Genomic DNA, 23,951 nt, shown 5'->3' on the forward strand with positions numbered 1-23,951 from the left:
AGATGGCATGTGGACCTACTACCCCGACCTTCTCGCCAAGCCCGTCCCCCGCTACACGAGCTATCCGACCGCTGCCGAATTCGACGGTATCGACCCCGGCCTCCACCGGGAGGCGCTGGGCCAGACTGATGGTGACATCTCTCTCTATATCCATATCCCGTTCTGCGAGAAAATCTGTTTCTACTGCGGCTGCAACACCGCAGCGGCAGGCCGCAAGCAGCGGCTGGAATCCTATCTCCGCGCCCTGTACAGCGAAATCGGATTGGTCGCCTCTCAACTTTCGCAGACGGTGCGTGTTCGCCGGATCGCCTTTGGCGGCGGAAGCCCGAACGCGCTCCACCCGGACCAATTCCAGGAACTGGTAGACAGTTTATTCTTCAACTTCGCCTGCCCCGATCCCACCATCTCGATCGAGCTCGATCCGCGCACAATGACGCAAGAATGGGCCGAGGTGATAGGCAGGATCGGAATAGAACGCGCCAGCCTGGGAGTGCAGACATTCTCGGCGCATTGTCAGGAAGCGATCGGCCGTGTGCAAACGGAAGATTGTATCGTGCAATCCGTAGACTGGCTGCGCGAAGCGGGCGTGTCATCGCTCAATTTCGATCTCATGTACGGCTTGCCAGGCCAGTCGCTTGGGGATCTGGAAGACAGCTTGCAGCGCACCCGCGTTCTGGGTGCCGACCGGGTGGCCCTGTTCGGCTATGCTCATGTCCCGCAGATCATTGCGAGGCAAAGAGTCATCGATGCCAGGGCGCTGCCCGGTCAGGAACAGCGTTTTGCAATGGCAGCGATGGGATACGCGTATTTTGTGACCCACGGCTACGCCCCGATCGGCTTCGACCATTTTGCCAAGCCCGGCGGCGATCCGGTTGCCAAAGCGGCGATGGCGGGAACGCTTCGCAGAAATTTTCAGGGCTTCACCGACGATCAGAGCGAGGTTCTTGTCGGGCTCGGCGCGTCGTCGGTCAGCAGCTTCTCGCACCTCCTCGCCCAGAACGAAAAGAATAGCGGCCGCTATCGCATGCTGACTTCGCAGAACGCGCTTACTGCCAACCGAGGCATATTGCGGTCCGCCGACGCGCGGTACCGTGGGGCTGTCATCGAACAGCTGCTCTGCCAGGGACGCGCGCAGCTAGGAGCATGCCTGATGCGGGAAGCCCGCACATCGCTATATCCATTTATCGACCGCGGACTTGCAGCCATCGACCGTCAATGGCTGACAATACTGCCCGATGGCCTACCCTATGCGCGCAGCATCGCTGCGATCTTCGATGTGCATCGCACTCCCGACAAGCGGCGCTTCAGTTCCGCCGTGTAGCGCGGAACGCTTGCAGGTGTTCACCGGTTGTGGCTAGGGCGGCAGCAGGCAATTTGAACAATCTGTTAGAGAAGTGAACATGGCCAAGAGCGGTGCATTGAATGGCAAGATGGTGGTGCTGATGGGCGGCACCGGCTTTCTGGGCAATTACGTGGCCCAAGCGCTGCTTTCGCGCGGGGCACGGCTGCGGATTTGCAGCCGCCATCCGGAAGCGGCGTTCAAGCTGAAGCCGCTTGCCAATCTGGGCCAGATGCAGTTCGCCCGCATGGACGCGACCGACAGGCAGAGCGTGGAACGGTGCATCGAGGGTGCGGACGCCGTCGTCAATCTTGTGGGCAGCTTCGAAGGCAATCTGAAGAAACTGATGGGCGTGGCGCCCGGATGGATGGCCGAAGCGGCGCAAAAGGCCGGTGCGGAGGCATTCGTCCACGTCAGCGCCATCGCGCAGATGCCCGATGAGGACACGGAAAACGAATATGCGAGCGCCAAGCATCTTGGCGAGCAGCTGGTAAAAGAGGCTTATTCGAACGCAACGATCATCCGGCCTTCGATCATCTTCGGCAAGGACGACAACTTTCTCAACATGTTCGGAGAGCTCATTTCGAAGCTGCCGATCCTGCCGGTCTTCGGACCCGATTCCCAGCTGCAGATCGTCTATGTTGACGACGTGGCCGAAGCGATCGCACAGAGCCTCGAACAACCGGGCAAGCATGGCGGCATGGCCTATGAACTCGGCGGTCCCGAAAAGCTCACCATGATGGAAATTAATCAGCGCATTGCCGACGCCCAGCGCCGCAAGCGCACCTTCCTGCCGCTGCCCGATGGCGTTTCTGCCGCCTTCGCGGCGCTTCCGGGTACGCCCATGGGCAGCGACCAGTGGAACCTGCTCAAGGAAGGGAATGTCGCCGGCAGCAAGGCGCCCGGTTTCGAGAAATTCGGGATCGAACCCAAGCCGCTCGGGCTATTTCTGGACAAGTGGATGACACGCTTTCGCAAGCATGGCCGCTTTGCCGAACGCCTGAGCGCCTGAAACCGCGCCACAGGCAATTCTGGAACGCCTATTCTCCGGAATAGGCGTCACCATAGACTGCATCGCGAAAATCGTGGTGTAGCTGATTATCGAACGGCAGTTTCTGCGTCGCGAAGATCACGACCATATCCTGCCGCGGATCGACCCAGAACAGCATCGACGGCCAGCCGTCCCAGTAGAATTCGCCAACAGTGCCGCGGTTCTCCTCGGGTGTCGCGGGCGGAGCGGTTCGCACGAAAAAATCGAACCCGAAGCCGCCGCTTCCCTTGCCGACCAGCCATGACCGGTCTTCATCACTTATGCGGGGATCGAGATGATCGGTGGCCATCAGGCGGATGGTCGCAGGGTCAAGGATCCGCGCATCGCCAAGCGACCCCTCGTTCAGCAGCATACGCGCAAAGCGCAGGTAATCGTCGACCGTTCCGACGAGACCCGATCCCCCCATGGTCAATGGATTGCCCTTGAAATTGTTCTGTAGCCAGATGTCCTCGGCCAGCGGTTCGAAACTGCCGTCCTCCACGGTATAAATCCGGGCAAGCCGCGCCAGATCCTCATCCGACCGTGCCCAGCGGGTGTCGTTCATTCCCAGCGGCTCGAAAATGGTCTCGCGCACATATTCGGCATGAGGCTTTCCCGAAAGAACTTCTACCAGCCGCGCCTGCACATCGACACCGGCGCTGTAATGCCAATGCGTTCCGGGATCGAAAAGCAGGGGGACCTGCGCCATTTTCTGTGAAAATTCGGCCAGCGTGTTGGCGGGATCCAGAGGCTGGAGATCTTCCCACACCCGGTCCGCAGCGTTCTGCGGGTCGCCGTTCGCGCCATAGGTAAATCCTGCAGTGTGGCGCAGGACATCCCGGATGGTAATGGGCCTGGTGGGCTTGCGGGTGATGGGCTTGCCGTCGGCGGTTTCGCCGGTCAGCACTTCGATGCCCTCATATTCGGGCAAATGCCAATAGAGCGGATCGTCCAGCCCGAATTTGCCATCTTCCCACAGCGTCATCAGCGCGACCCCGGTGACAGGCTTGGTCATGGAAAAGAACTGGACCAGCGTATCGCGGGCGAAGGGGCGGGACGCCTCGCGATCCGCCTCGCCAGCGGCGGTAAAGCACCGCTCCGAACCATCCTTCCACACCAGTGCCGATGCACCGGCGACACGCGCCTCTTCGGTTGCGGCGTCGAGAAAGGATGCGATCCGCTCGCAGTCAGGCTCGAACTCCTGCGCCCAGGATTGAGTGGGCAAGAACAGCGGGGCAACCGCCGCCATCACCAGCCAGAAACGGTTCATCAAAGGGCCTCCGCGTAAGTAGCCAGGAGCCGAGACCATGCGCGTTCTGCCGCTTCCCGGTCATAGGCGGGACTGTCGGGCACGCACCAGCCGTGGTCGGCAGGATAGACTTCGATCTCGGCTGCAGCACCAACAGCGCTGGCCGCATTGCGCAATGCGGTCTTCGCTTGCGGCTGTTCGGCGTCGTCGTTCTGGGCGATGGCGATAAGGTAATGATCGTCCGCATTCAGCATGCGGTGCGGACTGTTTTCACCCTCGCGCACCAGCCCGCCCCCATGGAAGCTGCAGGCTGCGCCGACATCGGGCGCGGCGGCCGCCGTCCAGATGGTGAAGGGGCCGCCCATGCAATAGCCCTGCGTGCCAATCCGCGCCGCCTTGTGTACGGCATTCTGGGACCGCAGCCATCCTACTGCGGCGCGCCCGTCCATCTGGATCGCTTCCGCATCCAGCTTGCCGCGCCAAGGTTTCACGGTTTCGAAGCCCTTGTTAGCAGCGAAGGTGGCAAAATCGACGAACTGTTCACCGCTCACGTCGCGGTAATAGGGATTGACCAGCAGCACCGCATAGCCACTCGCCGCAAGTCGGCGTGCCATCTGCCGCTTCGCTTCGCGAATGCCCGCGATGTCGGGCCAGAAGATCACTCCCGGGTGCGTACCCGTTTCGGGGTGAAAGAATTCTGCGTCCATCGTTCCGGCAGCTGTGCGAAAGCTTACCTTGCGGCCGACAACTGATGACCCGGCAGCCCCGCTCTCCATTCCCATCGGAGCGCAGGCTGCCGCTGCACCGGCCATCGCGCCTGCGCCAAAGGTCCGGCGATTGAGCGATTGTTTCGCCCAGCGGGCAAGCTGTTCCTGATCGCACATAAAGGTCTCTCCACTCCTCCATCCGCTGCCGAACCTAGCAGTGCGCAGGCGCAGTGCAAGACGGCGTCAGTTACGAAACACCACGGTTCACTGACCGTTCAACAAAACGCGTTCCTCAAGATGCATGCGCACGGCTTCGGCCAGAACTCTGCTTTCGATGTCACGCCCTTTGCGCACCAACTCTTCGGGGCTGTCTGCGTGGGTGATTGGTTCGGCGGCCTGATGAATGATCGGCCCCTCGTCGAGATCGGCGGTCACGTAATGGGCGCTTGCCCCGATCATCTTCACCCCGCGCTCGTAAGCCTGGTGGTAGGGTTTGGCCCCCTTGAAGCCGGGCAGGAAGGAATGATGGATGTTGATGCAGCGACCGGCGAAATGGGCGGCCTGCTCGTCGGATAGAATCTGCATGTATCGGGCAAGAATGACGAGTTCTGCCCCGCAATTTTCGGCCAGCTCACGGACTTCTTTCTCCTGAGCCGACTTGGTCGCGGCCGTCACCGGCAGGTGATGGAAGGGAATATCGCCCAGATGGGTATGCTCGATCGCTTCTCGCGGATGATTCGACACGATCGCAGCAGGCGCCATCGGCAGATCCCCGATCCGCCAGCGGTAGAGGAGGTCCGCCAGACAATGATCGAACTTGCTGACCATGATCAGCACGCGCCGGGGCCGAGCGCGCAGACTAAGCTTCCATTTCATCCGCAGCTCTGCGGCGAGAGCCCGAAAATCTTCCCTCAGCTGTTCGCGCCCCGCCCCGCCCGGATCGAATTCGACCCGCATGAAGAAGGAGCCAGACGCGCGATCGTTGAATTGTTGCGCTTCGAGTATGTTTCCGCCGCGGTCGAACAGGAATGAGGTGACGCGAGCGGTTATTCCGGGCCGGTCCGCGCAGGAAAGGCTGAGGACGAGGGGTTCATGCATGCCTGACTAATGCGTAGGCCATCCGCGCCCAGGCAAGCGTGAAGGCCTTGGGCAGCACCAATTTGGGATTGTCAGTCGCCCAGCTCGAAAACCACATTCTTCATGCCGGTTTCACGCAGCGCGCTTTCTATCATCGCGCGTTCCTCGTCGGTAAGTTCCCCATCGCACCGAACCACATGGGCGATGGGATCGCGCAGCGAGAAGCCGCCCGTCGCCACGATCTGGCGGATGGCGCGAACCATCGTATCCTCCAGGAAACGGCCGTGGGCGACGAGCGAATCGTCGGTCGAAAAAGCATATTCCGCCCGCTGGTCTACGAATGTGTGGGTCGGCAGATGCGTCAGCTGCACCCGGTTGCGGTAGATCGCGACGTCGAGATCGAGGCGGTGGATGAGCATGTCAGCGCCGCGTAAGGGCGTCCTCGCTCTGGGTCATGAGCTTGGCGATGATGTCCGCAGCGGGCTCTTCTTCCTTGACCATGCCGACCGACTGCCCGGCCATCAGGCTGCCGTTTTCAACGTCGCCGTCAATGACCGCACGGCGCAGGGCGCCTGCCCAGTAATGTTCGATCTGAAGCTGCGCCTCTTCCATCGCGATTTCGTTGCGATCGAGTACTCCGGCAACTTCCCTCTGCTTTTGGGTGAACTCTTCGGTGCCCTTGTTCTTCAGGGCACGCACCGGGATGACCGGAAGGCGGGCGTCTACCTGCACGCTGGCGACCGCATCGCGGGCATTGGCCCGGAAAAAGGCCTTCTTGAAGTTTTCATGCGCAATGCTTTCCTTTGCGCAGGCGAAACGCGTGCCCAGCTGCACGCCGGCAGCACCCATCTCGAGATAACCTGCCATCGCATTGCCCCGGCCAATGCCGCCGGCAACGAAGATGACGTGGTCTTGGCTCAGTTCAGGCAGCATCTCCTGCGCCAGCACGCTGGTGGATACAGGGCCGATATGGCCACCGGCCTCCATGCCTTCGATCACGAGCGCATCCGACCCCGAACGCAGCAGCTTCTTGGCCAGGGCGAGTGTGGGCGCGAAGCAGATCACCTTGGCGGGATTCTGGCCGCCCTTGATCGCCTCGACACTTCCCTTGGGCGGGATCCCCCCGGCCAGAACAACATGGCTGACCCCGGCCTTGTCGCATACTTCGATAAGATCGAAGAGCTGGGGGTGCATGGTGATGAGGTTCACGCCGAAGGGCTTGTCGGTCAGCTCCTGCGTCGCGGCAATTTCAGTTTCGAGCAGTTCGGGAGTCATCGCGCCGCATGCGATCACGCCGAAACCACCGGCATTGGAGATAGCGGAAACCAGATTGCGTTCGGACACCCAGCTCATAGCGCCGCACAAAATTGCGTAGCGCGAGCCGAGAAAGGCGGAGCCGCGTTCCATCAGGCGGTCGGTCTTGGAAAAATCGTTCATTACAAGCGGGTATCTTGCAGTTAGCCGCGCCGCAATGAAATCTGAAATCGAATTTGTCTATGCATGCAACTTTTTTCAGATAGCTGTCGCCTCACATGCCAGCCTTGCTGCCCGATTCGCTCGCCGCTTTTCACCCGCATATCGGGTTGGCGCTTCTCGTAATTCTGTTCATCGGCTTCGTGCTGGAACGCCTGCCACCTGTGGTTCTGGCCGCGGCAGGCGGGTTGACGATGTTTGTTCTGGGCTTCCTCACGACAGAGGAATTGCTCGGCGTCTTTTCCAATTCCGCGCCGATCACCATTGCCGCCATGTTCGTCCTGTCGGGCGCGCTGCTGAGGACCGGCACGCTGGAAGAGGTATCGGGATGGATCATTCGCCGCACCCGCCGCAAACCGCGCCGCGCCGTGGCGGAGATCGGCTTCGGAACGCTGGCGGCTTCCGCGTTCATGAACAACACGCCCGTCGTGCTGGTGATGATCCCGATCGTCAAACGGCTGTCGAAAGCGCTCGGCGTAGCTGCCACGCGGCTGCTGATCCCGCTGTCTTATTTGACCATCCTAGGCGGCACGCTGACTCTGATCGGGACGTCGACAAACCTGCTCGTCGACGGCGTGGCGCAGGAACAGGGGCTGGCGCCTTTCGGTATGTTCGAAATCACCACCGTCGGTTTCGCCGCAGCCGGGACCGGGGCGCTCTTCCTGGCGCTCTTCGGCTCCAGGCTGCTCCCCGACCGCCCGGCCCGCGCGCTGGATGAAGACGAGACCGAAAGCGATGCCTATCTTTCCCATCTCGTGGTCATGCAGGGCAGCGCCCTTATCGGCCAGAAGGTTGGACGTATTCCGCTCGCCCGGCGGCCCGGGGTAAAAATCCTCGGCGTCAAACGCGGCGGGACCATCGCCAGAAACGATATTTTCAAACACGAGCTGTCCGCGGGCGATCAATTGGTGGTCACCGCCAGTCCAGCCGAACTCGCCTCGCTGGCCGAAGCTTTCGATTTTCGGACCGGCCTCACGGGCGTGGGCGGCGGCGTGTCCACTGCCGGGCCTGACCGTCCACGCGATCTCGCCCTGGTGGAAGCGGTCGTCTCGTCCTCGCATCCGATCATCGGCCGCCGTCTCGCCGACATTCCCATGCTGTCCAAGCTCAAGGTTCGCGTGCTGGGCCTGTCGCGTCCGCGCCATATCGCCGGACCGGAGCTGGCGGAGGTACGCGTGCGCGCAGGCGACCGCCTGCTGATCGCCGGGGGCGCCGACGCGGCACAGGCGCTGAGCGGCAATGTCGGTCTCGGGACGGTGAGCGAGGCTCCGACCCGCGCCTTTCGCCGCAAGCGCGCCCCGATCGCGATTGCCACCCTGATCGGGGTGGTCGTTCTGGCCGCCGTCTTCGATCTACCCATTCAGGCGCTGGCGCTGCTGGGGGCAGGCGTCGTCCTGCTGACCCGCTGCCTCGAACCCGAGGAAGCCTGGAGCGCGATCGACGGCAATACGCTAGTGCTCATCTTCGGCATGCTGGCTTTCGGAGTGGGCTTGGAGAACGCCGGTACGGTCGAGCTGATCGTGAGTTGGGCCCGCCCCTTCTTCGCTTCCGCGACACCGCTGATAATGCTGCTAGCGGTATATGCTCTGGCCAGCGTGCTCACCGAAAGCGTGACCAACAATGCCGTCGCCGTGATCCTGACGCCGATCGCCATCGGGCTGGCACAGGTGACCGGGGCCGATCCGCGCGAAATGGTGGTTGCCGTCATGTTCGGCGCCAGCGCCAGCTTCGCCACGCCGATCGGTTACCAGACCAACACGCTCGTTTACGGAGCAGCCAATTACCGGTTTGCGGATTTCCTTAAGATCGGCGTGCCCATGAACATCGTCGTCGGCATCGCCACCTGCATCGCGATCGACACCTATTTCGGCTGAGGGTCGTAGGAGATAATCACCTTGTGCGCAGCGTCATGCGCCTTGCGCCTCGCCTCCTCGACCGTCCCGGCGGCGGCCAGCGCCACGCCCATCCGGCGATAGGGGCGGCTGTCCGGCTTGGCGAAGATCCTGAGGTCGGTGCCCGGCTCTCCAAGCGCTTCGGCAAGCCCGGAATAGGCCAGGCTATCGCTGTCGCGTTCGGCGAGGATCACAGCGCTGGCGGAAGGCCGCGCCCGCAAATCGGTAGGAATCGGCAGCCCCATGATTGCGCGGGCGTGCAGGTCGAATTCGGTCAGGTTCTGGCTGATCAGCGTCACCATTCCGGTATCATGCGGCCGGGGTGAGAGCTCGGAGAAGATGACCTCGTCGCCCTTCACGAAAAACTCCACGCCGAACAGCCCGAAGCCGCCCAGATCGTCGACGACCTTCTTCGCCATCTCCTGCGCTTTCAGGATAGCTGCGTCGGACATCGGGGTCGGCTGCCAGCTCTCCTGATAATCGCCCCGTTCCTGCCTGTGGCCGATCGGCGGACAGAAGGTGATCCCGCCCGCATGGCGCACCGTCAGCAAGGTGATCTCGTAATCGAAATCGACGAATTGCTCGACGATCACCCGCTGGCGATCCCCGCGCATGTTGGCGCAGGCGTAATCCCAGGCTTCCTCCAGCCGGGTTTCGCCGCGAACCGTGCTCTGCCCCTTGCCGGAAGATGACATGACCGGCTTGATAACGCAGGGAAAGCCGGTGTGGGCCGCGGCCGCCTGCACTTCTTCCAGATTTTTGGCATAGCGATATTTGGACGTGACCAGCCCCAGATCATGGGCGGCCAGATCGCGAATGGCATCGCGGTTCATGGTGAGCTGGGCAGCGCGCGCCGATGGCACCACGGTAAAGCCCTCGTCCTCCATCTCCATCAGCACCGATGTGCGAATCGCCTCGATTTCCGGAACGATATAATCTGGCCGATGCTTCTCGACCGCGGCGCGGAGCTTTTCGCCATCGAGCATGGAAAACACTTCCCGCTCGTCGGCCAGCTGCATGGCCGGGGCGTTCTCATACGCATCGCAGGCCACCACCCACGCGCCCAAGCGCTTGGCGGATATAACGAATTCGCGCCCGAGCTCGCCTGATCCCAACAAAAGAATACGTGCGGTATAGCTCATCGACTGTCTTCCTCGTCCTCCCAGAACGGCAGCGATTGCAGACGCAGGCGCTCATGCCAAGCCGTTTCACCCTAGCGGGCAAAAGGCAATCTGTTACGGCGCGCCAAACCAGCCTTTGGAAACGCTGAAATGTGGCAAGACCTTATCCGCGACGAGGAAGCCCGCCTCGCCGCACTCCATCGACTCGATGTACTCGACACGGCCCCTGAGAAGCCCTTCGAGCGGATCGTGCAGCTCGTGCGGAAAATGATCGGCGTGCCGATGGCCACCGTGACCCTTGTCGACAGGGATCGCCAGTGGTTCAAGGCGCGCCTCGGTCTCTCCTATACCGAAACGCCGCGTGACGATTCGATATGCACCCACACCATCTCCAACCTCAGCCCGCTGGTCATCCCCGACCTCGCTGAAGATCCCCGGTTCGCCGACCTTCCCTGCGTGAATGGGCCGGAACCCATCCAGGCCTATCTCGGCATTCCCCTCGTCAGCTCCGATCGCCACGCTCTCGGCGCTCTGTGCGCGATGGACCGGACGCCGCGCGAATTTACCGGCGAACAGATCGAAATTCTCAGCGAGTTCGCTCTCCTTGTCGTGGACTGGCTCGAGATGCGGCGGATGGCGCAGACCGACTTTCTCACAGGGGCCATGGCAAGACGGACATTCCTCGACCAGATCGAGCGGGAAATCGCGCGTTGCCGCAGCAGCGGTAGCCCGGCAGTCCTCGCGATCTTCGATATCGACCATTTCAAGGCGATCAACGACACCCATGGTCATCCCGTCGGCGACAGGGTCCTCAAGGGCCTCGTCCGCATCTGTCAGGATGAGCTGCGGGACTGGGACGTGCTGGCCAGAATCGGAGGCGAAGAATTCGCCATCCTCCTGCCCGATACGGACGGCGCGTCAGGCATGCAGCTGGTCGAGAAGCTCTGCCGGACAATCGGGCAGACCACGATTGGCGACACCGGCCTCAATGTGACGGCCAGCTTCGGCATCTCTGCTTACGAGACGGGGATCACCAGTCCCGACGAGTGGACCGCAAGGGCCGATGGTGCGCTTTACCGGGCCAAGAAGGACGGTCGCAACCGCTGTCACATAGCCCGGCTCTGAAAGGCCTCAGGCAGCCTCGTCCACCGCATCGAGCCCATAGGCCGTGTGCAGGACGCGCACCGCCAGTTCGGTTTCGTCCTCGTCGATCATCACGCTGACCTTGATTTCAGACGTCGTGATCGCCTGGATGTTGATCCCGCGATCGGCGAGCGATTTAAACATCGTCGCCGCGACACCCGCGTGGCTCTTCATGCCGACACCGACGACGGAAATCTTGGCGATCTTGCTGTCGGTGATCAGCCGGTTGTAACCGATGTCGTCGCGCTTGTCCTCGAGCAGGGCCTGCGCCCGGGCAAGGTCGGTCTGGGGCACGGTGAAGGTCACGTCGGTCTCGCCCTTGTCGCGGCCGACGTTCTGGATGATCATGTCGACATTGATGCTGGCTTGGGCCAGCGGTTCGAAGATGTGGGCCACCGCGCCCGGCTTGTCGGGCACGCGGGTGAGGATGACCTTGGCTTCGTTCTTGTCGTGCGCAATGCCGGTTACGTGCTGGCGTTCCACTTCGCCCTTCTCCACCAATTCGAGCATTTCTTCTTCCGAGACGATCATCGTCCCCGGAAGTTCGTCTGCGGGGACGGCATCGTCGCCCACGAAGCTGGAAAGGACCTGCACGCGCACGCCCTCTTTCATCGCGAGGCCGACGCTGCGGGTCTGCAGCACCTTGGCCCCGACGCTCGCCAGTTCGAGCATTTCCTCGTAAGTCACCGCCTTCAGCTTGCGCGCCTTCGCGACGATGCGCGGGTCGGTCGTGTAGACCCCGTCCACATCGGTATAGATGTCGCAGCGGTCGGCCTTGACCGCGGCGGCCACGGCCACTGCCGAGGTGTCCGATCCGCCGCGCCCCAGCGTGGTGATGCGGCCATCGTCCGACAATCCTTGGAAGCCCGGAATGACTGCGATCTCGCCCGCCGCCATGGAGGCGGTCAGCGCATCGGCATCGATATCCGAAATGCGCGCCTTGGCATGGGCTTCGATGGTGCGCACCGGTAGCTGCCAGCCAAGCCAGCTGCGCGCCTTGCAGCCGACCGACTGCAGCGTCAGCGCGAGCAGGCCTGACGTGACCTGTTCCCCGCTCGCCACGACCACATCGTATTCGGCAGGATCATAAAGCGCGTTCGCCTCGCGGCAGAAATTGACCAGGCGATCGGTCTCGCCCGCCATCGCGCTGACCACCACGGCAACCTCGTTGCCGCCCGCCTGCTGCTTGCGCACAATATTCGCCACACGCCTGATGCGTTCCGTCCCCGCCATGGAGGTGCCGCCGAATTTCATCACGATACGGGCCAAGCGAGGAATTCTCCGTGCTGGAATGGTTCGAACGAGGCTGCTAGCCATGCGGCATGAGCGATGCAACCACGAGCCGTCCAAGCAATACTTCAGCAGGTCAAACGATCCGCCCGGATGAGGCCGCCCATTTCGGCAAGCTGGCCAAGGATTGGTGGGATCCCAAGGGATCGTCCGCCATGCTCCACAAGCTCAATCCCGTGCGCCTGGCCTTCATTCGCGAAGCCATCGATCTGCACTGGGCGGGCGACATTCGCGATCCGAAGCCGCTGGCAGGCAAGAGCGCGCTCGATGTCGGCTGCGGCGCAGGGTTGCTGTGCGAACCGCTGGCGCGGCTCGGCGCGGATGTGACCGGCGTCGATGCAGCTCCTGAAAACACCGCTGCCGCTGCGGTCCATGCCGATCGCTCGGGCCTCGACATCCGCTATATGGCGGGCGAGCTGGCGGCGCAGGACATCGGCACTTTCGATCTGGTCACCGCGATGGAGGTGATCGAGCATGTGGCCGACAAGCAGGCCTTTGCCCGCGAACTCGCTGCCCGTCTGGCGCCCGGCGGGCTGATGGTGCTGTCCACGCCCAACCGGACCTTGCGCTCGCGGACGCTGATGATCGGCGCAGCGGAAGGCTTCGGCTTGATCCCGCGCGGCACGCATCACTGGGACGATTTCGTCACGCCGGAAGAACTGGCCGACATTCTGGCAGAGGCCGGTCTCTCCATGGGCGATCCCAAGGGCATCGCCTTTTCGCCGATGAAGGGCCTTCACCTCTCGGAAGACCTGTCGCTCAACTATATCGTCACCGCGCACCGCGCAGCCTGATCGCTAGCCTGCCTAATCCCAGGCCTGCCTATTCATTCGCCTGATCCTCTTCGGGCACTTCGTCCCCGGGGCGGAAATAGAGCTGGGCGCATTCCTGTGCCAGCACGCCCCCGACCAGTTCCAGATCGTCCTTATAGGCATCGGCCACATAATCGAGCGTGGAGAGATGGCGGTCCTCGAAATACATTTCATGCACGTCGTCGCGCCCCGCCGCATAGACGATGCGGCTGACTCCGGCCCAGATGCTGGCGAAGGTACACATGCCGCAGGGCTGGAGCGTGGAATAAAGAGTCGCGCCCTCGATGCGCATGTCCCCATGCGCCTGCCCGCCGCTTCGCAAAGTCACGATTTCGGCATGGGCGGTCGCATCGCAGCATTCTTCGGTGCGGTTGACGCCGCGCGCCACTTCCTTGCCATCGAGCACCAGGAGCGCGGCGATCGGCGTGTTGGCGGGATCGCTGCCCTTTTCGGCCACCGCATGATCATGCGCCTGGCGCATCCAGTGTTCGTCTTCGTGTCGCATGCCCCAACAACGAAGGCAGGCAGCTTCCTTTCCCGCCTCAGTTCGCGCCGGAAAGCGCTGCGTTGACCAGCCCCGGATCATCGGTGAACACGCCGTCGACCCCCTGCGCGGAGAGCAGGGCGACGAGCCCTGCCACATCGCCGCGCGCGCCATCACCGCCGCTACGGCGCAGGCTTGGCGGAAGGAAAGCGTTTTCCTTGCGCAGCGTCCAGGCGTGGACCTGCAAACCGGCAGCCTTGGCATCTGCGACCAGCGTCGTCGGCGAACCGTCCGGTCCGGCAAGCAGACGCATGTCCACTCCGATGGCATCGGCATAGGTCGCGATTTCGGCGAGACCGGCCGGGGCCATCATGTCTTCATAGCTATAGGCGGGTTCGTCGGCAGGGCCCGCGCCGGTGATGGCCAGCTGCACGAGCTTCACATCGATGAGCTGGTCCAGCCGCCGCAGCGGGCCGACTTCGAAGCTCTGCACGAAGATCGCATCGTCGGCATCGTCGAGATCGGCCTCGCGCAACGCAGTTACCAGCAGGTCGACGCTGTCGATGCCCGATTCCTGCAACAGGAAAGTCGGGTGCTTCAATTCGGGATAAAGGCCGATGGTACGCCCCGTCTCGGCTTCCTTGGCGCGGACCAGCTGCACGATCTCGGCAAAGGTCGGCACCGGATAGAGCCCGTCGAAGCGCGCATTGGCCGGGCGCAGGCCGGGCAGGCGTTCCGTAGCGCGCAGGCTGCGCAGTTCGGCCAGCGTGAAATCTTCCGCGAACCAGCCCGAAATCTGGCGGCCATCGATCGTCTTGGTGCGCTTGAGATCGGCGAATTCCTCGCGCGCGGCGACGTCTGTGGTGTCGGACAGCTCGTTCTCATGGCGCGAGACGAGGACGAGATCCTTGGTCACCACCAGATCGGGCTCGATGTAATCCGCCCCCTGATCGATCGCGCGTTCATAGGCCGCCAGCGTGTGTTCGGGCCGTTCCCCGCTCGCACCGCGGTGAGCGATCACCAGCATATCTTCGGCCTGCACCGTGGGCGCTGCCGCCAGCGCCAGCAGGGGCATCAGCAATGAGGGGAGCATACGGGCTAATTGCGGGACCATATTCACAAGCCTTCTTCCTTGGGACGGCATCTGTTCAGTGGGCGACGCAGGGGGCCTAGGCCAGCGCCTGCGCCCACTCATCCTCAGCAAACCCCACCAGGATGCCGCCGTCATATTCGACGACGGGGCGTTTGATCAGGCTTGGATGTTGCACCATCAAGTCTATCGCCTTCGCGCGGTCGATATCTTCCTTGTCCGCATCGGGCAGTTTGCGGAACGTGGTGCCGCGCTTGTTGAGCAGGGCTTCGAAGCCCACCGCATCGCTCCACGAGGCAAGCCGGCCCGCATCCGCCCCTTCCTTCCTGTAATCGTGAAAGGCGTAGTCGGCGCCCTGCGCATCCAGCCAGCGCCGCGCCTTCTTGATGGTGTCGCAGTTGGGGATGCCGTAAAGCTGGATGGTCATGATGCAATCCTACAGGATGGAGCACGGTCCAGGCGGAACAAACGCCGTGGGATGAAACGGACCTTTTCCGCCGGTTTGTGAAGCGGAACGAGGGCCGGTGCGCAAGGGTTAGCGCGGCAGCGGCGTGTAGGAAAGATGCGCATCGGCAATCGCCACGGCCAGCGCATCAGCGGCGTCGGCTCCCGCGATTGCCGCGCCGGGCAGCAGCACTTTCAGCATGGCCTGGACCTGCGCCTTGTCCGCCGCACCGGTGCCGACCACGGCTTTCTTCACCAGCCGCGCCGCATGTTCATTGACCGGCAGTCCGGCCGCGCCGCAGGCCGCCAGCACGGCGCCGCGGGCCTGGGCGAGCTTGAGCGTCGACTGAGGGTTCTTGTTGACGAAGACTTCTTCCGCCGCCGCACGCAACGGCCGGTGCGCCGCGATGACTTCGGCCAGCGCGGCCTGCAGCATCGCCAGCCGCTCTGCCATAGGCGCCTTGGCCGGGGTCGGCACCTGCCCGTTGGCGATATGCGCGAGGCGCGAGCCTTCGGCCCGGATGACGCCCCAGCCGGTGCAGCTGAGCGACGGGTCGAGGCCGAGGATGATCACCGGCCGGTGGGGCCTGGCAGGTAAGCGGCGGTCACAGCCCGATACGGAAACCGAAGCGCCACAGCATGGCGAGCAGCAAGGCGCCGCCCAGAAGGATCAGGATCGCCGCCTCGCGCCATTTCACCGGCCCGCGGACCTCAGGCCGAAACCTTGTCCATCACCTCGTCGGAGATCTCGTAATTACCCCACACGGTCTGGACATCGTCATCGTCTTCCAGCGCGTCGATCAGCTTGATCAGCGTGCCGGCGGTCTTTTCGTCCATGTCGACGGTGAGGTTGGGCTTCCACGCCAGCTTGACCGTTTCTGCCTCGCCGAGCGATTTTTCCAGCTCGGTCGCAACGCCGTGAAGATCGTCGGCGGCGGTCCAGATGGTGTGGCCGTCCTCGCTGCTTTCGATGTCTTCCGCGCCCGCTTCCATCGCGGCTTCGAGGACCTTTTCCTCGTCGCCCGCGCTGGCCGGATATTCGATCAGGCCAAGCCGTTCGAAGCCATGCTGCACGCTGCCTTCGGTGCCGAGATTGCCGCCGTTCTTCGAAAAGGCGGTGCGCACGGCGGTGGCGGTGCGGTTGCGGTTGTCGGTCAGCGCTTCGACGATGATCGCGCTGCCGCCCGGGCCATAGCCTTCATAGCGCACTTCTTCGTAATTCTCGCCATCGGCTGCCGAAGCCTTGTCGATCGCGCGCTGGATATTGTCCTTGGGCATCGACTGGCTCTTGGCGGCATTGACCGCCAGGCGCAGGCGCGGGTTCATGTCCGGATCGGGCATGCCCATCTTCGCGGCCACGGTGATTTCGCGGCTCAGCTTGGAAAAGAGATTGGAACGCTTTTTGTCCTGCGCACCCTTGCGGTGCATAATGTTCTTGAACTTGGAATGGCCTGCCATGAGTCTCGCTTGCCGCTGGTTGTTTGGAATCGCGGCGACCCTTAGCCCCTTCGCGCCCCTGCCGACAAGTCTCGCGCGATGTACATCATTTGTGAATCGGCATATTCAAAGGGCGTTAATGGCGCGCCCTCTAGAAGCGTGATCATTCGCTGGCAGAATGCCTTGGGGAAATGGCACGCAGCGACACATGAAAACTATTCGTGTATCGAGGGGATGCGTGCAGCAATCCGGACATGCGCGATCTGAAAGGACCCAAGCTATGACTACCCGTAACAAGGGTTGGGGGCGCACCTTGAAGCTGGCCTCCATTCCCATGATCCTCGCAGGCCTGTCTGCCTGCGCGACCGGCTTCAACGCCGATGTCTCGCGCTTCCAGACCCAGTTGCCCGCCCCGCAGGGCGAAAGCTTTGCCGTGGTAGCCGACGATCCGGCACTGGCCGGCGGCCTCGAATTCGCGCAATATGCCGATCTGGTCGAAGCCCAGATGGCGCGACTCGGCTATGCCCAGGCTGCTTCGCCCGAAGACGCCACCTTGCTCGTTCGCTTCGACTACGGCGTCGACAATGGCCGCGAGCGGATCCGCTCGACCGGCTTCAGCGATCCCTTCTACTCTCCGTGGTACGGCTATCGCTCCAGCTTCGGTTACCGGTCGCCGTTCTATCGCCCGCGCTATTACCGCACCCGTGACGGGCGCCTGATCCGCTCGGGTTATGCCGGCGGCCGCTGGGGCTACGGTTTCTACGATCCGTGGTTCGGCGGGCCGGAAGTGACGAGCTACACGGTCTATACCAGCGGCATCGACATGAAGATCGACCGTCAGGCTACCGGCGAACGGCTGTTCGAGGGCAAGGCCCAGGCACTCTCGCGCTCAGACCGGCTCGGCTATCTGGTGCCCAATCTGGTCGAAGCGATGTTCACCGACTTCCCCGGGCGTTCGGGCGAAACGGTCCGCATCACGGTCAAGCCGGAAGACGAGAATTCGATCCGCCGGCTCGACTGACAACTCCTCCCAAGGACGGGAAATGACGAAGGGCGGCCTTGATCGGGCCGCCCTTTTTCGTGTCCGCGAATATTTTGCGTCGGCCCGTTCCTGTCGGCGTTTTCGCAGCAGCAACAAGGTATCGTAGTGCGCACCCATTTCGGGGGCGGGCGGTTAACATCGGTTTACTGCAATTTATCTGCCCCGCGCCTTCCAAACCGCCGCTTGGGTACAAGCCGGAGGGCAACCAGTGGATTGATCTATTCCCGCTAAATTTGATCTTAAAAATATGTCGACCCGACATGAAAATAACAAAAAAGCAACTTTACAGATTTGTAACTTAAGACGCTGTCTTCCCCAGTTTTGCTCTTTGTAAATAGTTAATGTGACCTACGCGTAGTTACGCATAGGTTCACTATTTGCCCTATTCCCGTTCTGATAATGTTTCTGAATAAAGAAAATAAACGATCTTGTTTATGAAATAATATTTTCGGGATGAGTGCAAATGCTATTATCAGCTATTGGCATATTGATACTCGCGGTCACGATTCTTGACGCGCTTCTCACCATCCTAGACGCCAGCGGACGCAGCCTTTTTTCTACAAAAGCCTATCGTCTGTTCTGGTGGACCTGGCGCCACCTGGCGAAGCTGCTTCCATATCGCGTGGCGCAGGGCGCGCTCAGTCTCGCCGCCCCACTGATGATCGGCCTGATGATCTCCCTGTGGATCGGCGGCATCGTCACCGGATTTGCGCTCATCTTCTACGGCGGCATGTCGTTCGGCGATTTCATCACCGGCGGCGGATCGCAGCCCAGCCTCCCGGCCGCCTTCCGTCTGAGCTGGGTCACGCTTTCCACCATCGGCTTCGTGGAAATCAGCCCGTCGAACATGATGTATTCCATCGCGGTGGCACTGGAAGCGCTGCTGGGCACGGTGATCCTCACCTTCTCCATTACCTACTTCCTCAGCGTCCACCGCAGCATCCTGAAATACGACCGGCTCGTGGCCGATTTGCACCACCGCCTCGGCCGCAGCGGCGATCCGATGGAAAGCGTATCGAAGCATCTCAGCCGCAGCGATCTGTCGGAACTCAAGAGCCTGCTCAGCCGCCTGCATGACGGGGTCATTGGCCTTCATCAGGGGCTCAGCCGCTATCCCATCGTCTATTTCTACCGGCCCCGTGCCGAAGAGCGCAGCCTTCCGCGCACCATCCACGTTCTCGGTACGCTGGCCGATACGCTGACGCACTGCCACCCCGGCCTCGCGCAGCATTTGCCCGATTTGCAGGCACTCAAAGCGGGCATGCAGGACCTCGTGAGGGACCTCGGCGAAGCCTATGTACCGGTGGAGGAAGCGGATCACAGCCCGCCGGTTTCCTACACCGAATTTCAGGAAGCGTTTTCCGGCCAGGACTGGGCAGCCAGCCTTTCGGTCCAGCGGTTCCTTTCCAACTGTCGCTGCCTCGAAACGATCGTCGACCAGTCCTTCGACACGTCCGACGCCTATCGCAACTATCTCGAATGGCTTCCGGCGGACCGCAAGACACAGGCTTTCGTCGCCACGATCGCGCACGACCTGGGCTATGTGGAAGACCTGCGTCCGCGCCGTTCCTCCTATCTCCTCGGCGCGCTCAGCCGGGGGCCGAAGCAGGGGCCGCAGCGCCTGCTCTTCAAGCGGTCGAACGCATGAAGATGCTGGTCAACACTTCGGCCCTGCTGGGCAGGTTGAGAATGCTAATCCATCAGGCATTCTGGATCTTCCCGATGATCGCCATCTTCGCCGGGATCCTGACGGCGACCTTCGTCACCCGGCTCAACGTCACGACTTCGGCCAGCCTCGGCGGATTGCTGACCACCGGGGGGCCGGTCGGTGCGCGCAATCTGGTGGAAACCGTGGCGTCGACCTCGCTGACCGTCGTCACGATCGCCTTTTCGGTCACCATCGTGGCGCTGCAGGTTGCGGCCGCGCAATATTCGCCGCGGGTGCCGCGCCAGTTCATCCGCGACCGGGCGACCCAGCTGACGCTGGCGGTGTTCATCTTCACCTTCGTCTATTGCCTGGCGGTGCTGCGTTCGATCCGTGAAGACACGGTGGTCGTCCCGCAGTTGGCAGTGACGCTGGCCTTCATCTTCGCGCTGATCAGCGTGGCCGCCTTCGTCTATTTCATCCACCATATCGTGCACGCGATCCGGATCGAAGAAATCCTGCGCCATGTCGAGAAACGCACGGTCTGGGCGCTGACCGCCAATTACGAACGCCGCGAAGAAGGCGATCCCAAGCCCGACCTGCCCGAAATTCCCGATCGGGCGGTCCCGGTGAGGGCCACGTCATCCGGCATCATCCAGCGCATCAACGCCGATCTCCTGCTGGATTATGCGACAAAGAACGATCTCGTCATCCACTATGTCTACATGCTGGGCGATCAGGCGGTGAAGGACACCGCGCTGGCTTGGGTGTGGCCGGCGGATCCCGATGGGCAACTGCCAGATGACGAAGACGATTTGCGGGCGAAAATCGCCAAATCGATGCAGATCGGCCGCGAACGCAGCGTGCAGGCCGATGTCGCCTTCGGGCTGACCCAGCTGGTCGACATCGCGCTGCGCGCCGTGTCCACCGCGATCAACGATCCGACGACTGCCTGCGCATCGATCCGGTCGGCCGAAATCGTCCTGGTGCAACTTTGCCAGCACCGGCTCGGCAATCTCCTGCTGGAAGACGATGACGGGAATGTCCGCGTCGCCGTGCCGCGCCGGTCGTTCGAAGCCTATCTCGACATGGTCGTCACTCCGCTGCGTCGGACGTGCCCCAGCGACATGGCGGTCATGCTGCGCCTGTCCGAGATGCTGGCCGATGTCGGCCGCGCGGCGGTGGAGAGCGACCAAGAGGGCGATGCCGTCGCGCATCATATGGAACTGGTGCAGCGGGCGGTGGACCGGGCCGTGCGCGAGGAAGAAGACCTTGGCAAGATCCAGCGGGCGGCGCGCGCGGTGGAAATCGCCCTGTCGGGCAAACCGCCGAGGCTGTCATGAGCTGGCGCCCCGCAACCATGGTCCGCGCGGCGACCTTCTTCCTGATCGGCGGAGTGACCAGCACGCTGTTCTACTGGGTGCTGGGAATGTGCACCTTCCTCCTTGCCGTCATCTTCTCGGCGCAGTTCTATACCGACGTGCTGTGGTTCGACGAGATCGGCTATCTCGACGTCTATCTCACCGTGGTGAAGACCAAGATCTGGATGGGTCTGGTGCCCTTCCTCGCCATGTCCGGCTTCGTGGCGCTGAACATGTCGCTGGCCTACAAGCTGGCGCGGGCGGACCGTGTGATTTCCGCGGACGAGCGGCGGGTGGATGCCTGGCGGCGGTCCTTCGAACCCTATTTCCGCCCCATCGTGATGACCGTCTCGCTGATCTGCGGCCTTTTGGTCGGCCTGCAGACCTATCCCCGCTGGCAAACCTACATGCTGTGGGCGAACCGCGTGGACTGGGGCCGCAACGATCCGCAGTTCGGCCGCGATCTCAGCTATTTCATGTTCGAGCTTTCGCTGCATGTGCTCATCAATCACTGGCTATTCGTCTGCGTGCTGGTCACGCTGATCCTGACGCTGGTCACCAGCTACATCTTCGGCGGCATCCGTCCGCAGGCGCCGCATTCCATGCTGCCGTTCCAGGTCAATCTGCACATTTCCGCGCTGGTTTTCGCGCTGATGGCGCTGATCGGGTGGGGCATGCTGCTGGAACTGCACCTGCTCAGCTATTCCGAACGCGGGGTAGTGACGGGACTAGGCTTCACCGATTCCAACGCCAGCCTGCTGGCCTACAAGTTCGTCGCCGCGGCGGTGGTGGCGGGCTTCGTAATGTTCCAGGTCAACATCCGGCGCCCCGGGTGGATCATTCCGACCATCGTCATGGTCTGGCTGATCCTGATCGGCCTCTCGATCGTGCGGTTCTACCCCAACCTCTTCCAGCTGATCATCGTCGAACCGCAGGAGCTGGAGCGCGAGCGGCCCTATATCGAGGACCATCTCCAGTTCACCCGCTACGGCTTCGGGCTCGACCATGTCGAGCGGCGCACGGCGGGCGTCACCCAGACCGGCGACATCGAGGCCATCCGCGCCGACCGGCCGCTGCTCGAAACGCTGCGCCTGTGGGACCCGGCCACGCTGCTGATCAATTTCCGCGAATTGCAGGCCTTCCGCGCCTATTACGATTTCGTCGATATCGACGTCGACCGCTACATGATCGACGGCGAACTGCAGCCGGTGATGATCGCCGCGCGCGAAGTGGATACCGAGCAGCTGCCCGAACGCTCGCGCCGCTGGCAGTCGGAACGGCTTATCTACACGCATGGTTACGGCCTCGTTTCGGCCGCCGTGGCCGATGCGAGCGAGGCGGGGCTGCCGGTCTTCCTTACCTCGGACATCCCGACCACGGGCAGCGGACCGACCTCGGTGCGCAATCCGCGCATCTATTTCGGCGAAAGCTCGCCCGAATTCTCGATCGTCAACAGCGAGACGGTGGAGCTCGACCGCCCGCGCGAGGGGCGCAGCTTCGCCAAGCACGATTTCACCGGCGGCACCGGGGTGGCGATCGACGGGCTGTTCTCGCGCCTGCTGTTCGCGATCCGGTTCTGGGACCTGCGCCTGGCGCTGACCACTCTGCTGTCGGACGACAGCCGGGTTCTTTACCACCGCAATGTGCGCGAGCGGGTGCAGCGCGTGGCGCCCTTCCTCGAGGTCGATGCCGATCCCTATCCCATCGCCGCCGACGGACGCATCAAATGGGTGATCGACTGCTACACGGCCAGCGACATGATGCCCTATTCCAAGCGCATCAATCTGGGCGATTTCTCGCAGATCTTCCAGGGCAAGCAGGAAGAGACGGGGATCATCCCGGAAGAGTTCATCCGCTTGCTCGAACGCCGCAGCAACCGCGCCAATTACGTGCGCGGCAGCGTCAAGGCGGTGGTCGATGCCTATGACGGCCGGATCACCTTCTACATCACCGACGACAGCGACCGCGTCCTGCAGGCCTGGCGCAGCGCCTTTCCCGAGCTGTTCCGCCCGGTGGAGGAAGCCAGCGCGCAGGTCCGGGCGCATTTCCGCTATCCGCAGGACCTGTTCCAGATCCAGTCGGTGATCTGGGCCGATTACCACATGCGCGCCAGCGACGCCTATTACACCCGCGAGGGCGCATGGCGCATCCCGCACGATGCGGACTTCATCTCGCTGCGGCGCGAACGGGCGCGGCCCGAACATGAAGAGCGCAATGTCGATCTGAAACCCTACTGGCTGCGCACCCGCTTTCCCGGCCACGGCGAACCCGAATTCGCCATCGTCCAGCCCTTCAGCCCGGAAAACCGCAACGTGCTGTCGGGCTATCTCGTCGGCGGCAGCGACCAGGACCGGCTGGGCAAGCTCACATCCTACAGCTTCCCGCCCGACGATACCGTGATCGGCCCCTCGCAGGCGCAGGCGCGGATCGACCAGGACGAGCGGATTTCGGCCTGGATGACGCTGCGCATGCAATCGGGATCGCGCGTGTCGCGCGGCCGCCTGCTGGCGGTGCCGCTGGATAATGCGGTGATCTATGTTCAGCCGCTGTTCGTGCAGGCCGACAAGTCGAGCGTGTCCGAACTGCTCGGCGCCCAGCTCGCCAGCATCCCCGAACTCAAACAGGTCGTGATCGTCTTCGGTGACCGCGTGCTCATGCGCCCGACGCTGAAACAGGCGGTGGCCGCCCTCTTCGCGGAAGAGGAACCATCCGTCCCCGGGCCGACCGAAGCCGCCGAACAGGAACAGACCAGCGAAAGCTAGTCGGAAAGGTGCCCCATCATGCTAACCGTCGTCCTCATCCTGGCCATCGTGGTCATCCTCGCCAGCCTCGTGGTGGCGGCGCTGCGCCGGCACGACAGCAACAATTATTTCGACCAGGATCGCCAGCCCTTCTACGCCGAACCCGACCGGCTGGTCGAAGGCGGGCTGCTGTATTCCCAGAAGGATTACGAGACCAAGGAACAGCACACCTACACCGTCACTCCGGCGGGCGAGGCGGGCCTGCGCGCCTGGCTGCGCGAACCGGGCAACGATCCCGGCTTCCTGATGCTCAATTACGCCGGGATCGTGGAGCAGCACGAACCGTGCAAAATGGCCCAGAACAGGCAGCCGATCCACCGCGCCCGCAAGGCCGAATACGAACGGCTGGAGCAATTGCTCGTGAACCGGCCCGAGTGGCGATACGCGCTCGCCGCCAGCCGGCTGGGCATCCGCTTCGAACGCGCCTGCCTCCAGTTCTGGGACGATGTCGCCGCCGAACATTCGGCCGAAACCGAAGCGGAAAAAGCCCAAGCCGACAAGAAGGGGGACTGAT

The 23,951-nt window shown here is 62.6% G+C and carries 22 protein-coding genes; 10 read left to right on the forward strand and 12 right to left on the reverse strand.

All coding sequences use genetic code 11. The features are described from left to right. Window positions 1-7 precede the first annotated feature (7 nt). Window positions 8-1,321: a radical SAM protein gene (locus ACI2I1_RS04435; RefSeq protein ID WP_404678339.1), complete on the forward strand. Its 1,314-nt coding sequence runs from the start codon at window positions 8-10 to the stop codon at window positions 1,319-1,321. A gap of 79 nt (window positions 1,322-1,400) precedes the next feature. Beyond that, complete coding sequence (locus ACI2I1_RS04440) at window positions 1,401-2,351, forward strand: complex I NDUFA9 subunit family protein (RefSeq protein WP_404678073.1); 951 nt, start codon at window positions 1,401-1,403, stop codon at window positions 2,349-2,351. 28 nt (window positions 2,352-2,379) lie between these two features. On the opposite strand, the gene ACI2I1_RS04445 is transcribed toward ACI2I1_RS04440, so the two are convergent. From ACI2I1_RS04445 to ACI2I1_RS04465, 5 genes are all read right to left on the reverse strand, one after another. Beyond that, window positions 2,380-3,639, reverse strand: coding sequence for a serine hydrolase domain-containing protein (locus ACI2I1_RS04445; RefSeq protein ID WP_404678074.1), 1,260 nt, complete (start codon window positions 3,637-3,639; stop codon window positions 2,380-2,382). Then, entirely contained in the window at window positions 3,639-4,502 is an 864-nt protein-coding gene (locus ACI2I1_RS04450) for a dienelactone hydrolase family protein (RefSeq protein WP_404678075.1), read from the reverse strand. The genes ACI2I1_RS04445 and ACI2I1_RS04450 overlap by 1 nt, the downstream gene beginning before the upstream one ends. Before the next feature lie 87 nt (window positions 4,503-4,589). Next, entirely contained in the window at window positions 4,590-5,423 is an 834-nt protein-coding gene (gene purU / locus ACI2I1_RS04455) for a formyltetrahydrofolate deformylase (RefSeq protein WP_404678076.1), read from the reverse strand. A 71-nt stretch (window positions 5,424-5,494) separates the two neighbouring features. After that, complete coding sequence (locus ACI2I1_RS04460; protein ID WP_404678077.1) at window positions 5,495-5,821, reverse strand: hypothetical protein; 327 nt, start codon at window positions 5,819-5,821, stop codon at window positions 5,495-5,497. A gap of 1 nt (window position 5,822) precedes the next feature. After that, complete coding sequence (locus ACI2I1_RS04465; RefSeq protein WP_404678078.1) at window positions 5,823-6,839, reverse strand: NAD(P)H-dependent flavin oxidoreductase; 1,017 nt, start codon at window positions 6,837-6,839, stop codon at window positions 5,823-5,825. A 95-nt stretch (window positions 6,840-6,934) separates the two neighbouring features. On the opposite strand from ACI2I1_RS04465, the gene ACI2I1_RS04470 reads away from it, so the two are divergent. Beyond that, on the forward strand, window positions 6,935-8,749 hold the full coding sequence (locus ACI2I1_RS04470) for an SLC13 family permease (RefSeq protein ID WP_404678079.1): 1,815 nt from the start codon (window positions 6,935-6,937) through the stop codon (window positions 8,747-8,749). Here ACI2I1_RS04470 and purT read toward each other — a convergent pair. Beyond that, complete coding sequence (gene purT, locus ACI2I1_RS04475) at window positions 8,737-9,909, reverse strand: formate-dependent phosphoribosylglycinamide formyltransferase (protein WP_404678080.1); 1,173 nt, start codon at window positions 9,907-9,909, stop codon at window positions 8,737-8,739. The two genes, ACI2I1_RS04470 and purT, sit on opposite strands and share 13 nt — an antisense overlap. A gap of 129 nt (window positions 9,910-10,038) precedes the next feature. Between purT and ACI2I1_RS04480 the strand changes: the two genes are divergently transcribed. After that, window positions 10,039-11,013, forward strand: coding sequence for a sensor domain-containing diguanylate cyclase (locus tag ACI2I1_RS04480; RefSeq protein ID WP_224812466.1), 975 nt, complete (start codon window positions 10,039-10,041; stop codon window positions 11,011-11,013). 6 nt (window positions 11,014-11,019) lie between these two features. Here the strand turns inward: ACI2I1_RS04480 and ACI2I1_RS04485 are convergent, their stop codons facing one another. Continuing rightward, window positions 11,020-12,300 (reverse strand): aspartate kinase, encoded by a 1,281-nt coding sequence (locus ACI2I1_RS04485; protein WP_224812467.1) that lies wholly within the window; start codon window positions 12,298-12,300, stop codon window positions 11,020-11,022. Between the two features lie 53 nt (window positions 12,301-12,353). On the opposite strand from ACI2I1_RS04485, the gene ubiG reads away from it, so the two are divergent. Further along, a complete protein-coding gene (gene ubiG / locus ACI2I1_RS04490) occupies window positions 12,354-13,115 on the forward strand; it encodes a bifunctional 2-polyprenyl-6-hydroxyphenol methylase/3-demethylubiquinol 3-O-methyltransferase UbiG (RefSeq protein ID WP_404678081.1) in 762 nt (253 codons plus the stop codon). Window positions 13,116-13,143: 28 nt separating this feature from the next. Here ubiG and ACI2I1_RS04495 read toward each other — a convergent pair whose 3' ends face one another. The 5 genes from ACI2I1_RS04495 to ACI2I1_RS04515 form a co-directional block, all read right to left on the reverse strand. After that, window positions 13,144-13,638, reverse strand: coding sequence for a nucleoside deaminase (locus ACI2I1_RS04495; RefSeq protein WP_221542585.1), 495 nt, complete (start codon window positions 13,636-13,638; stop codon window positions 13,144-13,146). Window positions 13,639-13,675: 37 nt separating this feature from the next. Next, the gene (locus ACI2I1_RS04500; protein WP_404678082.1) at window positions 13,676-14,731 is read right to left on the reverse strand and encodes a glycerophosphodiester phosphodiesterase family protein; all 1,056 of its coding nucleotides are present in this window, start codon (window positions 14,729-14,731) and stop codon (window positions 13,676-13,678) included. Between the two features lie 55 nt (window positions 14,732-14,786). Then, window positions 14,787-15,134, reverse strand: a complete 348-nt coding sequence (locus ACI2I1_RS04505; protein ID WP_404678083.1) for an ArsC family reductase — start codon at window positions 15,132-15,134, stop codon at window positions 14,787-14,789. 108 nt (window positions 15,135-15,242) lie between these two features. Further along, a complete protein-coding gene (gene ruvC, locus ACI2I1_RS04510; protein ID WP_404678084.1) occupies window positions 15,243-15,725 on the reverse strand; it encodes a crossover junction endodeoxyribonuclease RuvC in 483 nt (160 codons plus the stop codon). Window positions 15,726-15,862: 137 nt separating this feature from the next. Then, window positions 15,863-16,609 carry a YebC/PmpR family DNA-binding transcriptional regulator gene (locus ACI2I1_RS04515; protein ID WP_221542582.1) on the reverse strand — a complete coding sequence of 249 codons (747 nt, stop codon included), beginning with the start codon at window positions 16,607-16,609 and terminating at the stop codon, window positions 15,863-15,865. A gap of 259 nt (window positions 16,610-16,868) precedes the next feature. On the opposite strand from ACI2I1_RS04515, the gene ACI2I1_RS04520 reads away from it, so the two are divergent. From ACI2I1_RS04520 to ACI2I1_RS04540, 5 genes are all read left to right on the forward strand, one after another. After that, window positions 16,869-17,609, forward strand: a complete 741-nt coding sequence (locus tag ACI2I1_RS04520; RefSeq protein ID WP_224812473.1) for a DUF4136 domain-containing protein — start codon at window positions 16,869-16,871, stop codon at window positions 17,607-17,609. Between the two features lie 484 nt (window positions 17,610-18,093). Beyond that, entirely contained in the window at window positions 18,094-19,278 is a 1,185-nt protein-coding gene (locus ACI2I1_RS04525; RefSeq protein WP_404678085.1) for a hypothetical protein, read from the forward strand. Then, the gene (locus ACI2I1_RS04530; protein ID WP_404678086.1) at window positions 19,275-20,618 is read left to right on the forward strand and encodes a DUF2254 domain-containing protein; all 1,344 of its coding nucleotides are present in this window, start codon (window positions 19,275-19,277) and stop codon (window positions 20,616-20,618) included. Before ACI2I1_RS04525 ends, ACI2I1_RS04530 begins: the two co-directional genes overlap by 4 nt. Continuing rightward, window positions 20,615-23,398, forward strand: coding sequence for a UPF0182 family protein (locus ACI2I1_RS04535; protein WP_404678087.1), 2,784 nt, complete (start codon window positions 20,615-20,617; stop codon window positions 23,396-23,398). Before ACI2I1_RS04530 ends, ACI2I1_RS04535 begins: the two co-directional genes overlap by 4 nt. A gap of 18 nt (window positions 23,399-23,416) precedes the next feature. Further along, complete coding sequence (locus ACI2I1_RS04540; protein ID WP_404678088.1) at window positions 23,417-23,950, forward strand: hypothetical protein; 534 nt, start codon at window positions 23,417-23,419, stop codon at window positions 23,948-23,950. Window position 23,951: the final 1 nt, after the last annotated feature.

Source organism: Qipengyuania sp. NPDC077563, from assembly GCF_044901345.1.
GTDB lineage: Bacteria > Pseudomonadota > Alphaproteobacteria > Sphingomonadales > Sphingomonadaceae > Qipengyuania > Qipengyuania aestuarii.